Origin of the sequence: Undibacterium sp. Di27W (assembly GCF_049340345.1) — a bacterium.
Taxonomy (GTDB): Bacteria; Pseudomonadota; Gammaproteobacteria; order Burkholderiales; family Burkholderiaceae_D; genus Undibacterium.
Genome location: NZ_JBMPOS010000004.1, coordinates 121,383 through 135,582, shown reverse-complemented (window position 1 = coordinate 135,582; position 14,200 = coordinate 121,383). Strand labels below are relative to the sequence as shown.

Below are 14,200 nucleotides of genomic sequence, written 5' to 3'. Positions count from 1 at the left end.
TTTTAAAACTGCGTTTAAATCGCTTTTGCCAGTTTTGCTGCGATACCAGTGTAATTCGCCGGTGTCATTGCCAGCAGTAAATCCTTGGCTTCGCGTGGGATAGCCAGGCCTTCAACAAACTCTTGCAAGGCTGCTTTGGTGATACCTTTGCCGCGTGTCAGTTCTTTCAATTGCTCGTAAGCGTTTTCCACTGCATACCGGCGCATGACGGTTTGTACAGGTTCTGCCAATACTTCCCAGGTGGCATCCAGGTCAGCCGCCAGGCGTTCAGGATTGGTTTCCAGTTTGTTCAAGCCGCGCAGGCAGCTGTCGTAGGCCAGCAGGGTATAACCAAAAGCCACACCGATATTACGCAGGACGGTGGAATCTGTCAGGTCGCGCTGCCAGCGGGATACCGGCAATTTTTCTGAGAGATGGCGCAGCAGGGAGTTAGCCAGGCCCAGATTGCCTTCAGAATTTTCAAAGTCGATAGGATTGACTTTATGTGGCATGGTGGATGAGCCGATTTCACCAGCCTTGGTTTTTTGCTTGAAATAACCAACTGAGATATAACCCCAGATGTCGCGGTTCAGATCCAGCAAGATAGTGTTGACGCGGGCGAAGGCATCAAACATTTCTGCCATGTAATCATGCGGCTCTATCTGTATGGTGTAGGGATTGTAAGTCAGGCCCAGGCGTTGTTCTATGACATTTTTGGAAAAACTTTCCCAGTCATAGCCTGGGTAGGCTGACAAATGTGCATTGTAATTGCCGACTGCGCCATTCATCTTGCCGAGGATTTCCACTTGTTCTATACGCTTGATGGCGCGCTGCAGGCGGGCGACGACGTTGGCCATTTCCTTGCCCAGGGTAGTCGGGCTGGCAGCCTGGCCATGGGTACGCGACAGCATGGGGGCATCGGCATTCACGTGCGCCAGTTCAGTCAGCCTGGCAATGACATTGCGCAAGGCAGGCAACATCACATCATTGCGGGCTGTCTTCAACATCATGCCGTGTGAAGTGTTGTTGATATCTTCAGATGTGCAGGCAAAGTGGATGAATTCACTGGCGGCAACCAGTTCAGGCACATCCTTGACTTGCTCTTTCAACCAATATTCCACGGCCTTGACATCGTGATTGGTCACGGCTTCGATTTCCTTGATGCGTTGTGCATCGGCTTCAGAAAATTCAGCGAGGAGTTTATCAAGCAAAGCATTCGCCGCAGGAGAAAACGCCTTGATTTCATCGAAGCCAGCTTGTGACAGGGCTTGCAGCCAGGACACTTCAACTTTGACGCGATGATGCATGAAGCCAGCTTCAGATAAGGTGGCACGCAAAGCGTCGACCTTGCTAGCATAGCGGCCATCCAGCGGTGAAAGGGCGGAGAGAGCAGAAAGTGAGGATAGGGACATGATGGACTATAGAGATGGAAAGACAGAAAGCCTTGCGCAAAAAACAACAAAAATGTAAATTTTGCAAATGGTTAAGATTTGGCAAAAATTTACAATTGTTGTGCAAATACAGTTTTTTTGCACTGAATACGCGATTTTACCATTTGAATGCGTTCAAATTATAGAATCGTAGCGATGTTGCTGCTTCACACGTCAGCCCTTCAGGCATGGGTTTACAGGCAGGCGATGCTATAATCCGCGCTAAACCTACTACCAGATTCCTATGAAACTTATTGGCTCCACCACTAGTCCTTTTGTCAGAAAAGTCCGCGTTGTCATGGCGGAGAAGAAACTTGATTACGTTTTTGTGCAAGAAAATGTGTGGGCTCCAGAGTCCACGATACAGCAATCCAACCCGCTGGGGAAAGTACCCTGTCTCTTGATGGAAGACGGCGGTGCCATGTTTGATTCACGTGTTATCGTTGAATATATCGATACCCTGACACCAGTGGGCAAGCTGATCCCGGCCCAGGGCCGCGAGCGTGTTGAAGTCAAATGCTGGGAAGCCCTGGCAGACGGCATCATGGATGCCGCCATTCTGGTGCGCCTGGAAAAAACCTTGCGTCCTGCGGAACAGCAAAGCCAGGAGTGGATAGACAGGCAAATGAGCAAGGTCCATGCAGGCTTGAAGTCCATGTCCAGCGGCCTTGGCGATACCGCATTTTGCACAGGTACACATTTGACCCTGGCTGATATCAGCGTGGGTTGCGCGCTGGCCTGGCTGAGCTTCCGTTTCCCCGAGATAGACTGGCGTGGTGACTATCCTAATCTGGCTAAATTATTGGATAAATTGTCGGAGCGTGCTTCTTTCAAAGACACTGTGCCACAATAAATCTGCCAGGCCTTAGCTGCAGGTTTGAAAATAAAAAGGGATGTAGCGCGAGCTACATCCCTTTTGTTTTATCTCAAGGCTTTCTGCCAGACGGCAATTATTCTTCTGTCGACATTTGCGATTGCAGATAATTCTGGATACCGATTTTTTCTATCAGTTCCAGCTGGGTTTCCAGCCAGTCTATATGTTCTTCAGTATCTTCCAGGATGACCTGGAACAGATCACGGGATACATAGTCGCCAACTGCTTCACAAGTGGCCACGCCTTCCTTGACTGTCTTTTGAGCGGCAACTTCCAGCTTCAAATCGCATCCCAGTATTTCTACCGTTTCCTCACCTATCATCAGCTTGTGCAAAGCTTGCAGATTCGGCAGACCACCCAGCATCAAGATGCGATCGATGAGTTTGTCGGCATGCTTCATTTCGCCTATGGATTCTTCATATTCCTTCTTGGCTATTTTTTCAAAGCCCCAATGTTTGTACATGCGTGCATGCAAAAAATACTGATTGATCGCACTCAATTCATTGGTGAGTTGTGCATTAAGCAGTTTGATGACTTTCGCGTCGCCTTTCATGGCTTTCCTTCCTGTGTCTATTGATACTGTGAGTGATGTGATTGCTGATGCTGATTTGCATGCAGGCTTTTATCACATCATAGAGCATTCAATGACAGTTGCAAAATGAAGATGATCTACATCGCTGAATTCGGTGCTTCAGGGAGACAATATGATGGAAATTGACAGAACTATTGAAACGCAATTATTCTCATTTAGTTTTCTAGGAGTCTAAAAAATTACTAAGACCTTTTAGCCTAATCCAGACTCATTTCATGAATAGGAATGAGATGCGTTTGCTTTATATTTGACGATTATTTCTACGTGTTTTTTTGCAGAGACGAAAGCTGAGCAAAGATATTGTGTGCTCTTGCATCAGCTAACCGGTATTCTCTGTTTGTCGACAGTTTGAAAGAACCTGCTTATGCAATCCAAAGTCATTACTTCAACGTGTTTACCTCATCTCAATGCAGAGCGAATCAAGCATAGTCGTATCAAGTTTATGCGCACGGTTTTTTCTGCGGCGTTAGTTAGTTTTCTGACGGCTTCCTGCGCACAAGACTCTCATTCATTGATGCCTGAAAAAAGCGCTTCCGGTACTGCTACTTCCACCACCTCTATTGCACACAATAAGCCTATGGAAAATACACCTCAAAACGCAGCGCCAGTCATCCCGCAAATGACTGCAGAGGAAGCCAGCAAACGCATGCTGGACCTGATAGGCAATATCAAAACGGCTGAGGATTTTTCTGCTGAAAAGCTGGGGAAGGCCATGGGTCTCAAGGTTTACCTGGACGATGAAAATCCCAGGAAATATGGGGTAGGCGCAAAAATTACCGATGACTGGTTCTTTAATATCAGCGTGATCCTGAGCAAGGAAGATAGCAAGCTCGGTCGCCTGATATTTTCCTTCGATGACCAAACGCATAATTACGCCGACATGACCCCTGTCTGCCAAGTCGATTTGGATGCTTATAAAAAAAGGCTGGCTGAACTTGGCTTTCAATCAGAAGCTTATTATGGCGAACATAATCGACTCATTTATTGGAATTTCTCACGCGATAATATTGATTTACAGATTTCCTTTAACGGCGAAAGCATGGAGAAGGTGAAGCACAGTTGTGTTTCCATCCTGGTCGTTGATGTCGTTCAGCGCGCTAGCTGAGCCAAGGCCAGGCATGGTTTTTTTTCAGGAGGGTCTTTTGCTTGTGTCAGGTGTTCGCGGCTGGGGCCGCTCCTGCCAGGAGAGCGCAAGAATAAAAAAAGCCAGATTGCGCAACTGCTGCAATCTGGCTTTCCCTTGGGGGAGGGTTCTTTGTTCTTAGCCGCTGAGGGAAAAGCTGATGGTCGCTGTGGCAATCACAGTCAGGGCTTTACCATCTTCAAAATACGGTTTGAATATGGCACGCAAGATAGCGACTTTGGCAGCTTCATCGAGGCGATTCGAGCCTGAAGATTTTTGGATATCAACTTTTTCTGCCACACCTTTTTCATTGACCAATACCCGCAAGGTGACCTTGCCTTCTTCACCCATGCGCCTGGACATCGGTGGGTAGTCAGCCTGAGGTGCACGCACATATTCAACTGCACTGATTTGTTTTGGCTGCGCTGGCACGGCTGGTGCTGGAGCGGTTTCGACTTTTGCTGCCACAACTGCTGGTTGCGGGGCGGGCGGTGCTGCCTGCGTGGTAATCTGGTGTACGTCGGCTGGAATTTCTACTGCTGGCGTGATATGCGGGACGACAGGTGTGGGTATTTGCACCGTCGTCAGTTTTTTCATGGGAACAGGCTTGGGTGGCGGCTCTGATTTGACTGCTGGTGGCTCAACAAAGGTCATGACGATTTCTTTGGGGAGTATCTGCACAGCATGCGTGAGCAGGCCGTGTTGCAGTGCATAAAACAGCACCAGATGGGCGATAACAATGGCAGTCAGGGACAGGATGCGGGACTTGGGAGCGGTAAAGTCCTGTGGGATGTGCTGTAAAGTAAGTGTAGACATGGCGAACCTCAAGCGGTCACGACGCTGGGTTGGAAGTGTAATTGTTGAATGAAATTCTGGAAGCCGGATGACTGGTCGCCTTGCTCAGCCAGACATTGACGCATGACTTTGCGTGCGCAACCTGCGCATTTGCCACAGCAAGTACCAACATCAAGTTGCTCGCGCAGATCAGCCATCGTGCTGGCACCCATGGCGACAGCCTGATGAATTTTCTTTTCTGACACATTATTGCAAACACATACAATCATGAAGCTACTCCATTAATGCAGATTTTTTACCAGTGAAGGCCAGCAGCCAACCCAATTTGCGCAGTTTGGTCTGTTGCGCGGTTTTCTTTTCTACCAGACTGGCCCATTGCTCGGATAATTGCAGGCAAGTGGCTTGCAGCACCGGGGCCAGATCCGGCAAATTTGCCAGTACTTTCAAATGTCTTTCTATGACTGAAGCCAGCTTGGTACTCGCTTGCTCCGTTTCTGCCTGGGTGCCATTACGCGTACTGTTGACCGTGTAATGCGACATCAGGTGCAATACTGCAGAAACCAATAATTCTGGCTGCTTGGATGAGGCAGCCTGATCCGATAACTCTTCATTCATCAGCATTCCACCTGGCATATCTGGCCTCCAAGTATGATCAGCGTTTCAGGCTGTCAAGATCAGCTTGTTCAGTTGCGTAATGCGTAGCCTGTAAATACGGCCTGCATGATCAATTTCCAATTCACGCTTCTGCTGCATCAAATCACCGCTTTTAATACGGGGGATGTCTTGCTGAGTATGATTTACCGTTACTGCCGCCGCTTTGTTAAGCAGCTCAGTCGCCTTCTGAATAGCACCATTTGTAGTCATATTTTACCTTGCAAATCTAAACGATAACAATTCTTATTTAGATTATTGAATATTCGGAACTGTTTTGCAAGCGTTTTTTATGGATATTCTTTAGTTCTGGGCGTGAGCAGGCCTTGCTGAAGAAAGTGGCAGAGGCAAAGCGAAGAAATTTTGCCTTTTTGGCAAAATTGTCAGGTAATCAGGAAGGGAGTGCAGATAGTCTGCCGGAGGGTGTTTGTGGAGGGAGAAGCCGATCCAGGCTTTTTCCGGGTATTTATCAGGTGTAAATCCCCGGATTTGTCGCTATTGCTGACTGCGGCTAAATTATTTAGCTGGATACATGCCCATGGCTTCGCCCATGCAAATGGCTTTTGCTGGCGTCCAGGCAGGATTGAATTCCAGGGTATTTTTTGGGAATAGCATGACGACAGTGGAGCCCAGCAAGAAACGGCCCATTTCTTCGCCTTTTTTCAGGTTGATATTCTGGCCTTCATAACGCCATTCTCGGACTTCTGCGCTGCGTGGCGGATTGACTATGCCATGCCAGGTGGTCGCCATGCTACCAACGATGGTGGCACCCACCAATGTCAATACAAATGGTCCGTTTGCGGATTCAAATACGCACACCACGCGCTCATTACGGGCGAACAAGCCAGGCACGCCGCGTGCCGTCGTCGGGTTGACAGAAAAAAGCGCACCAGGCACATAGATCATGCGTGTCAGCCGGCCATCGCAAGGCATATGGATACGGTGGTAGTCGCGCGGGCTCAGGTAGAGCGTGGCAAAGCTGCCATCTTCGAACAAGGATGCCAGCTGGCTGTCACCGCCAACCAGGGCAGTGGTGCTATAGCTATGCCCCTTGGCCTGGTAGATCTGGTCTTTTGTAATAGGGCCAAACTGACTGATTGCACCATCTACCGGGCTCAGCAAGTCGCTATTGGCCAGCGGGCGGGCACCGGCACGCAAAGGCCGGGTAAAGAATTCATTGAAGCTGGCATAGCTGCTGATGTCGGGATTGGCAGCCTCTTGCATATTCACCTGGTATTTGTCGACGAACCAGCGTATCAATCTGGTCGTGAGCTCACCCGCCCTGGCATTGGCAATGTTGCCAGCAAATACAGTCAGCGCCTGTTTAGGCATCAAATATTGGGGCAGGACGGCAAGGCGATCGGACACGGTGAGTAACCTTCAAAATGTACAGGACAGGGATTATAACGTCGGCTGGTGGAAATACAGGATTTTCCTTGTAGCTTTGCATTTGTCGCCAGAAAGTCTTTCTCAGGGGTTAAGGTTTTGCAAATGCAGGGGGCGTATGCTATCGTCAGAGTAAATATCTACTATTGCGTCCACATGTCTGATGATAGCCAGTTAATTGTGATTGATCAGCTCAGGATCGGAATGTTCATCAAACTCGATCTGAGTTGGTTTGAACATTCTTTCCCGATGAACTCGTTCAAGATCACAAGTCAGCAGCAAATCGACGATCTGGTAGCGCTCAAACTCAAGCATGTGCGCTATATTCCATCGAAGTCTGACCCGGCGGCAGTCAATCCGCCCGCCAGCAAGCCTGTCACTGCTGCTCCTGCTGCGCCCGTGAGTAGCCTGGGTTCGGCGAAGGTGTATGCCAGCATTATTGATGCAAAACGGGCGCGTTTTGAGAAACTGCAAAAACAGCGTGATGAAATCGCCCGCTGCGAAGAAAAATTCGTCCGTGCTGCCAGCGTGGTCAAGAGTATCAATAAACTGATTTTCTCCAAACCCAAAGAAACCATTATAGAAGCAGGCAAGCTGGTCGACAGCATGGCCGAGGTCTTCCTCAGCGGTAGTGACACAGTCATGCACTTGATACAGCAGACCGCGGGTAGTGAAGAAATGTATTTTCATACCCTGAATGTTTCTGTCCTGGCCATGATGCTGGCGCATGAGATGAAATGCAGTGATGCGCAGATCAAGGAAATCGGTATCGCAGCGCTGTTCCACGACCTGGGCAAGGTCGACGTGCCCGAACATATACTCAACAAGACCGAGGCCCTGAGCAAGCCTGAGCTGCATTTTTTTGAAATGCATCCAGAATACGGCGTGGTGGTCGGTAAAAAGGCGGGCCTGCCACCCGTGGTGCTGAATGTGATTGCCCAGCATCATGAGTTCATGGATGGCACGGGATATCCGCATAAACTCCAGGGAAATGCGATCAGTATGCCGACACGTATTGTGACTATCGCCAATGTGTACGATAATTTATGTAATCACAACGATCCTCGCCAGTCACTGACCCCGCATGAAGCCTTGTCAACCATGTATGCGCACAGGCGTACGCAGTTTGACCCTGCCATCATGGCGACCCTGGTCAAGAGCCTGGGCGTGTATCCGCCTGGTACTTTAGTCAGGTTGTCGAATGAAGCCATAGGCCTGGTCATGAACGTGAATGTGGGCAAACCCCTGCGACCGCGCGTGCTGGTGTATGACGCTGAAATACCCAAGGAAGATGCCATCATTCTGGACCTGGCCGAAGAGAACAAGGAATTATCCATCAGTGCCAGCATCCGGCCAGGATTATTGCCCAGGGCAATCTTTAATTATCTGAACCCGCGCAAAAGGGTCAATTATTATTTTGACTCGCAATCGAAGAAAACACAGGGCGGCCCATTACCCGGCCAGAGCTAGCAGAAATGAGCGACACCAGTATGTCACAGTCAGCTTCCGCTTTGCCTGCCTCACTGAGCCAGGGATTGCTGCGCCACATCATAGAGCATAGCCGTGATGCGATCCTGGTCGTTGATATCCAGCAGATGCTGGTGGTTGATGCGAATCTGCTGGCTTGCCAGATGCTGTTCTATGGCAAGGAAGAGTTACTGGGCTTGCCGCTGGCCAATATAGAGTGCTCCTTACAGGATGTGTTTTTCTGGGAAGCCTTGCGGGCTGATGCCCAGGCAGAAGGCAGGGCCATTGCCGAGAGCGAATGGATCAGCCGTCATGGGCTGTCATTTCCAGTAGAAAAGCGGGTCTCCACTTTCATAGAAAACGGCAGCGAGTTTTTTATCATCCATGCCGAAGACATTACCCATAGGCGTGAGCTGGTCGAGGGCCAGGTACATCTGGTCGCACAGTTGCAAAGCTCGCTGGATGCCACTGCAGAAGGCATCTTGTCGATAGATTTGAATGGCAATGTCATCAATATCAACCAGCGTTTTTCCAGCATGTGGCAATTGACGGATGAATTGCTGGCATCCAGGAATGAGGCAAAGATGTTTGCCCATCTGCGCGATGCCCTGCAGGATGCCGAGGATTTTTTTGCCAGCCTGGAAAAAATCCGCGATGACCCTAACCTGGAAACCGAAGACTTGATGACCCTGAAAGACGGGCGTTATTTTGTCTGCGTATCGAAACCAGAATTTTTGCGTGACAGACGGGTAGGGCGCGTGTTTAGCGTGCGCGATATCACCCAGATGAAAGAAGCAGAATGCAGTCTGGTGGCGGCCCGGGATGCCGCTGAGCAGGCCAGCAAGGAAAAATCACGGATGGTAGAAGCCCTGATGGTCAGCGAGTCACGCTTGCGCCGCTTGGTCAATTCCAGCCTGATTGGCATCATGCAAGGTAATTTGAGTGGCAAGCTGACTGAAGCCAATGATGTCTTGCTACAACTGGTGGGCGTACAGAGACTGGAATTTGCTGAATTTGGCATGAGCTGGCTGGAACGGACTTCCGTAGAAAGCCATGCTGCGCACAAGAATGCCATGGAAGAATTGCGCTGGCATGGACAAGCCAAGCCTTATGAAGGTGAATTGATACGCAAGGACGGTGCTCACATCCCTGTCATGGTCGGCCTGGCGCAACTTGAAGGCTCTTTCGAAGAATGGGTGGGGTTTGTGCTGGACTTGACCGAGCAACGCAAGGCTGACCGCATCAAGTCAGAATTCATCTCGGTCGTCAGCCATGAATTGCGCACCCCCCTGACCTCGATACGCGGCGCCCTGGGTTTGCTGGAAAGTGGCGTAGTCGGTGAGCTGGCACCCAAGGTCATGCAACTGATTAAGGTCGCGCACAAGAATTGTCAGCGCCTGGGTGTCCTGGTGAATGACATCCTCGACATGGAGAAACTGGCCTCCGGCAAGATGGTCATCAATATAGAACGTTTTGATCTGGTGGCAGTGACCAGGCAGGCGATAGAAGCCAATGCCGGTTATGCCCAGGCCTTGAACGTACGTTACCGTATCAGTTGCCATCCTGAACAAGCCTGGGCCATGGGCGACAGTGTGCGTGTCATGCAAGTGTTTGCCAATCTGCTGTCGAATGCGGCCAAATTTTCGCCAAATGGGGCAGAAGTGCAAATCAGGATTGCAGAAATTTCTGGCATCTACAAAATAGAAGTGGAAGACAAGGGTCAGGGCATACCGCTGGCTTTCAGGGAGCAGATTTTCAAAAAATTTGCCCAGGCAGATGGCACCAATACCAGGCAACAAGGTGGCACAGGCCTGGGCCTTAACATCACCAAGACTTTCGTCGAAAAAATGGGTGGTGAGATAGGCTTTGAAACCGAAGAAGGCAAGGGCAGCACATTCTGGTTTACCCTCATGGCTGCCGTGCACAGGCGTAATGACAGGGTAACTTAAGACTGCCAGCATGCCTACTGGCCACTTATCAGTATGGCCTTTTTCCTATGAGTTTTTACGATATTTTTTGCGATCAGGCTGACCCATGAGCCTAGTTTTTAACTAAGTATTTGGTAGTTAAAATCTATTGGATATTTAAAATTCATAGTGATATGCTTCGCTTCGTTGTGGACATATTGTCCACCTTGTTACGTCATCAGGAGAATTTAATGAAAACTGTAGGTCAAAAACTCGACGCATTTAAAGTCCCAGCAGCCAAGCCAGGCTTCAATCACCATGAAGAAAACGGCGTATCCGCATTCGAAGACATCACTGAAGCTTCTTTCCCTGGCAAATGGAAAATCATTTATTTCTACCCAAAAGATTTCACTTTCGTCTGCCCAACTGAAATCGTTGAATTTGCCAAACTGACTAACGACTTCGCTGACCGCGATGCTATTCTGCTGGGCGGCTCTACAGATAACGAATTCTGCAAACTGGCATGGCGTCGTGAACACAAAGACCTGGACAAACTGAACCACTATGCGTTCGGCGATGCAACTGGCTCTTTGGTCGACATGCTGGGTGTACGTGATGTCAACGCCGGTGTTGCGCTGCGCGCAACTTTCATCGTTGATCCTGACAATGTCATTCAACACGTTTCTGTCAACAACTTGAACGTTGGCCGTAACCCTACAGAAATCCTGCGTATTCTGGATGGCCTGCAAACAGACGAACTGTGCCCATGCAACCGTACAGTAGGCGGCGCAACTCTGTAATTCAGAGGTATAGCTGTAGATGTAAAATAAACCCGCTCAGGCGGGTTTTAAAACCACTTTTTGATAGGTAAATACTATGGAATTCTTGAATTTAATTAAAAGTCGTATCCCTGATTACGCCAAGGATATCCGTCTGAACATCGATGGCACAATCGCCCGCTCCAGCCTGGAAGGCAGTGATGCAGTTGGCGTGGCACTGGCCGCTGCCTTTGCTGCAAAAAGCACGGTAATCATAGAAGCCATCAAATCCAGTGGCGCAATCAGCCCGGAAGAAATCAATGCAGCGCTGACAGCAGCGGCTTTGATGGGCATGAACAATGTCTGGTACCCGTATGTGGAAATGGCCGACGATGCCGACCTGAAAACCCAGGGAGCCCAGTTGCGTATGAATGCCTATGCGACCAATGGTGGTGTTGATAAGCGCCGTTTTGAGATGTACGCCTTGTCGGCTTCCATCATCGGTAAATGCCATTTCTGTGTGAAATCACATTTTGAGTTGCTGAAGAAAGAAGGCATGTCGGCCACGCAATTGCGCGATGTGGGGCGTATTGCGGCGGTTGTGAATGCGGCGGCGCAGGTTATTTCTGCTGAGACTGTGTAAAGTTTTCAAGTCGCGTGCAAGTGGTGGTGGTCGTTTTTGGTCCCTTCTCCTTCAAGGAGATTCGTAGGAATTCGCGAAGCGCAGCTTGGTGCCACGAATCTCTAAGCCGCTTGCAAGCGATGCGGTGGAGAAGCTTGGGATGAGGATGGGGTTCTGTCAATTAGCGGCAATCACAAACTCGTCACGTAGGTTGGGCCGGGGCTCGCTAGGCTACGCTTTATCAGCCCAACACTGGGCTTATCAAGCACGTATTCGTCATTATGAAAGCTGGAGAGTGCTGAGTCGGAGCTCCAGTGGTGTTCGTTGCATTACCTTACTTTGATTAAAACGATTGCCCTTCGTAGAACCAAGCCGGGTCTCGGCCCGGCGGCCGAAATTCTTTCTTTGCCTCGCCAAAGAAAGAATTCAAAGAAAGGCGACCCAGGCATAGCCGCCCCTTAAAAGGGTAGGGGCGTTTGTGCAATCGCGTAGGTTGGGCCGGGCCTCGCTAGGCTACGCTTTATCAGCCCAACACTGGGCTTATCAAGCACGTATTTGTCAATATGAAGGCTGGAGAGCACTGAGCCGGAGCTTTAGCGGCGTTCGTTGCATTACCTTACTTTGATTAAAACGATTGCCCTCCGTAGAACCAGGCCGGGTCTCGGCCCGGCAGCCGAAATTCTTTCTTTGCGTCGCCAAAGAAAGAACTCAAAGAAAGGCGACCCAGGCATAGCCGCCCCTTCGGGGTTCCCATTTGTGCAGGACAAAAAATGGGAAGATCCGAAACTCGCCTGCGGCTCAAACAGCGGCTCTTCTTAATCCATTTTCTGTACTGCACAAATGGCGGCTACACATGGGAACTGCTAACGTCAAAAACAACAGCAACCCCACAGTCAAACCCAACAGCAACAGTCGCGTAGGTTGGGCCGGGCCTCGCTAGGCTACGCTTTATCAGCCCAACACTGGGCTTATCAAGCCCTTATTCGTCACGATGAAAGCTGGGGGTACCGAGCTGGAGCTCCAGTGGCGTTCGTTGTATTACCGTACTTTGATTAAAGCGATTGCCCTTCGTAGAACCAAGCCGGGTCTCGGCCCGGCGGCCGAAATACTTTCTTTGCGTCGCCAAAGTAAGTATTCAAAGAAAGGCGACCCAGGCGTAGCCGCCCCTTCGGGGTGCCCATTTGTGCAGTACAAAAAATGGGAAGATCCGAAACTCGCTTCGCTCAAACAGCGGCTCTTCTTTTTCCATTTTCTGTACAGCACAAATGGCGGCTACACATGGGAACTGCAAACGTCAAAAACAACTGCAACCTCAAAGTCAAACTCAATTGCAACCTCAAAGTCAAACCCAACAGCAAAAAACCCAGTTCAATCGCATTTCAAACTACAACAATCTCTACCGCGACTTCCTCTTAAAAATCCCCAACACCACAATCAGCAGCAATAAAGGCAATAAAAACGGTGAGAAGATCATCAAAAACAAGCCGCCTATAAGTACCGCAAAACCCACCAGCAAGAATGACACGCCAGCAATTACCAAGCCCGCCATGACCATGGCGAAGACGATGGCGAGTAGCGCCACTGCAATGCCACCGAATGTAAAGCCTGCGTCAGAAAAGATGTCAAAGTCATCCGGACTCCAGTCCAGGTTTAAATCGACAGGGCTGTCCATGACATACCAGATGACCAGCAAGAGTATGCAAAACGCGGTGAAGCGGGCGGATGATTTTTGATCTGACATGGCTGGCTTATCCTTGGTTTGTTCTTGATTATTTACCGATATTGATGAAAGGAATAGCACCGCCAGTTGTGGTCGGCAAGCGACCATCCCATTTTTCTATGGCCTTGGCCTGGTTCTCGGTTTCACGCAGGCGCAGCAGCTCTGGTGTGACTTGCTGTCTTTGCAGGGCCAGTGCTTCGGCTTCTGCGCGGGCGCGGGATACTTTTTGCTTGGCTTCGACTTCTATCCTTTGCAGGTCACGCTCAGCCTTCATCTTCAATTGATCAGCGGTGGTCTTGGCTTCAATCGCTTCATTGAAGGTACGGCTGAAGTTGAAATTGACGATGGAAAACTCATCGACCACCAGGCCATGTCTGGCCATGCGTTCTTTCAGGGCCAGAATGATTTCATCGCGTACTTGTGAGCGGCGCGAAATCAATTCTTCGGCTGTGAAGCGGGCAGTCACGGCCTTGACCGCTTCTTGCACACTGGGGATGATGATGCGCTCGCCAGGCTCGTTGCCAAGATCGCGAAAGATCGAGACAACTGCATCTGGCCTGACGTGATAGTTAATGGCGATCTTGGTGTGCACGGTTTGTAAGTCCTTGGAAGCAGCATCGCCTTCACCTTCGCCTTTTTGTATGGCGACGGAAACTCTCTGCATTTTCTGGGCGATGGGCCAGACCCAGTGTATGCCTTCACTGTAGACCTCATCCGAGGGTTTGCCAAATGTCGTCAGCACACCCCGATGACCGGCGGGGATGGTGGCGAAGGGACTGAGGATGAACAGGACCAGCAAGACGATCAGGCCGACCGCAAACTTGGGGAAAAAATTACGCATGATTTGTTAACTCCGGGAATGAAAACACCCGCAGTATAGGTGTTTTTTATGTAAG

15 protein-coding genes are annotated in these 14,200 nt (G+C 49.8%); 6 read left to right on the top strand and 9 right to left on the bottom strand.

The window, feature by feature from the left end; genetic code table 11:
• Window positions 1–14 precede the first annotated feature (14 nt).
• Window positions 15–1,391 (bottom strand): adenylosuccinate lyase, encoded by a 1,377-nt coding sequence (gene purB, locus ACO0LF_RS10225; RefSeq protein WP_423014003.1) that lies wholly within the window; start codon window positions 1,389–1,391, stop codon window positions 15–17.
• Between the two features lie 262 nt (window positions 1,392–1,653).
• Between purB and ACO0LF_RS10220 the strand changes: the two genes are divergently transcribed.
• Window positions 1,654–2,262, top strand: coding sequence for a glutathione S-transferase (locus tag ACO0LF_RS10220; RefSeq protein ID WP_423014002.1), 609 nt, complete (start codon window positions 1,654–1,656; stop codon window positions 2,260–2,262).
• 97 nt (window positions 2,263–2,359) lie between these two features.
• Here ACO0LF_RS10220 and bfr read toward each other — a convergent pair whose 3' ends face one another.
• Window positions 2,360–2,836, bottom strand: a complete 477-nt coding sequence (bfr, locus tag ACO0LF_RS10215) for a bacterioferritin (RefSeq protein ID WP_423014001.1) — start codon at window positions 2,834–2,836, stop codon at window positions 2,360–2,362.
• A gap of 403 nt (window positions 2,837–3,239) precedes the next feature.
• Between bfr and ACO0LF_RS10210 the strand changes: the two genes are divergently transcribed.
• Window positions 3,240–3,980, top strand: a complete 741-nt coding sequence (locus tag ACO0LF_RS10210; protein ID WP_423014000.1) for a hypothetical protein — start codon at window positions 3,240–3,242, stop codon at window positions 3,978–3,980.
• A 156-nt stretch (window positions 3,981–4,136) separates the two neighbouring features.
• Here ACO0LF_RS10210 and ACO0LF_RS10205 read toward each other — a convergent pair whose 3' ends face one another.
• From ACO0LF_RS10205 to asd, 5 genes are all read right to left on the bottom strand, one after another.
• Entirely contained in the window at window positions 4,137–4,814 is a 678-nt protein-coding gene (locus ACO0LF_RS10205) for an energy transducer TonB (RefSeq protein ID WP_423013999.1), read from the bottom strand.
• An 8-nt stretch (window positions 4,815–4,822) separates the two neighbouring features.
• Window positions 4,823–5,062: a (2Fe-2S)-binding protein gene (locus ACO0LF_RS10200; RefSeq protein WP_423013998.1), complete on the bottom strand. Its 240-nt coding sequence runs from the start codon at window positions 5,060–5,062 to the stop codon at window positions 4,823–4,825.
• 4 nt (window positions 5,063–5,066) lie between these two features.
• Complete coding sequence (locus ACO0LF_RS10195) at window positions 5,067–5,408, bottom strand: hypothetical protein (protein WP_423013997.1); 342 nt, start codon at window positions 5,406–5,408, stop codon at window positions 5,067–5,069.
• A gap of 45 nt (window positions 5,409–5,453) precedes the next feature.
• Complete coding sequence (gene hemP / locus ACO0LF_RS10190; RefSeq protein WP_423013996.1) at window positions 5,454–5,657, bottom strand: hemin uptake protein HemP; 204 nt, start codon at window positions 5,655–5,657, stop codon at window positions 5,454–5,456.
• Window positions 5,658–5,960: 303 nt separating this feature from the next.
• Window positions 5,961–6,812, bottom strand: a complete 852-nt coding sequence (gene asd, locus ACO0LF_RS10185) for an archaetidylserine decarboxylase (RefSeq protein ID WP_423013995.1) — start codon at window positions 6,810–6,812, stop codon at window positions 5,961–5,963.
• A 123-nt stretch (window positions 6,813–6,935) separates the two neighbouring features.
• On the opposite strand from asd, the gene ACO0LF_RS10180 reads away from it, so the two are divergent.
• From ACO0LF_RS10180 to ACO0LF_RS10165, 4 genes are all read left to right on the top strand, one after another.
• Entirely contained in the window at window positions 6,936–8,300 is a 1,365-nt protein-coding gene (locus tag ACO0LF_RS10180; RefSeq protein ID WP_423013994.1) for an HD-GYP domain-containing protein, read from the top strand.
• Window positions 8,301–8,305: 5 nt separating this feature from the next.
• Window positions 8,306–10,246, top strand: a complete 1,941-nt coding sequence (locus tag ACO0LF_RS10175) for a PAS domain-containing sensor histidine kinase (protein WP_423013993.1) — start codon at window positions 8,306–8,308, stop codon at window positions 10,244–10,246.
• 209 nt (window positions 10,247–10,455) lie between these two features.
• On the top strand, window positions 10,456–11,004 hold the full coding sequence (locus ACO0LF_RS10170) for a peroxiredoxin (protein ID WP_110255121.1): 549 nt from the start codon (window positions 10,456–10,458) through the stop codon (window positions 11,002–11,004).
• A gap of 76 nt (window positions 11,005–11,080) precedes the next feature.
• The gene (locus tag ACO0LF_RS10165; protein ID WP_423013992.1) at window positions 11,081–11,605 is read left to right on the top strand and encodes a carboxymuconolactone decarboxylase family protein; all 525 of its coding nucleotides are present in this window, start codon (window positions 11,081–11,083) and stop codon (window positions 11,603–11,605) included.
• 1,375 nt (window positions 11,606–12,980) lie between these two features.
• Here the strand turns inward: ACO0LF_RS10165 and ACO0LF_RS10160 are convergent.
• Both ACO0LF_RS10160 and ACO0LF_RS10155 read right to left on the bottom strand, forming a co-directional pair.
• The gene (locus ACO0LF_RS10160) at window positions 12,981–13,325 is read right to left on the bottom strand and encodes a hypothetical protein (protein WP_423013991.1); all 345 of its coding nucleotides are present in this window, start codon (window positions 13,323–13,325) and stop codon (window positions 12,981–12,983) included.
• Window positions 13,326–13,353: 28 nt separating this feature from the next.
• A complete protein-coding gene (locus ACO0LF_RS10155) occupies window positions 13,354–14,145 on the bottom strand; it encodes a prohibitin family protein (protein ID WP_423013990.1) in 792 nt (263 codons plus the stop codon).
• Window positions 14,146–14,200: the final 55 nt, after the last annotated feature.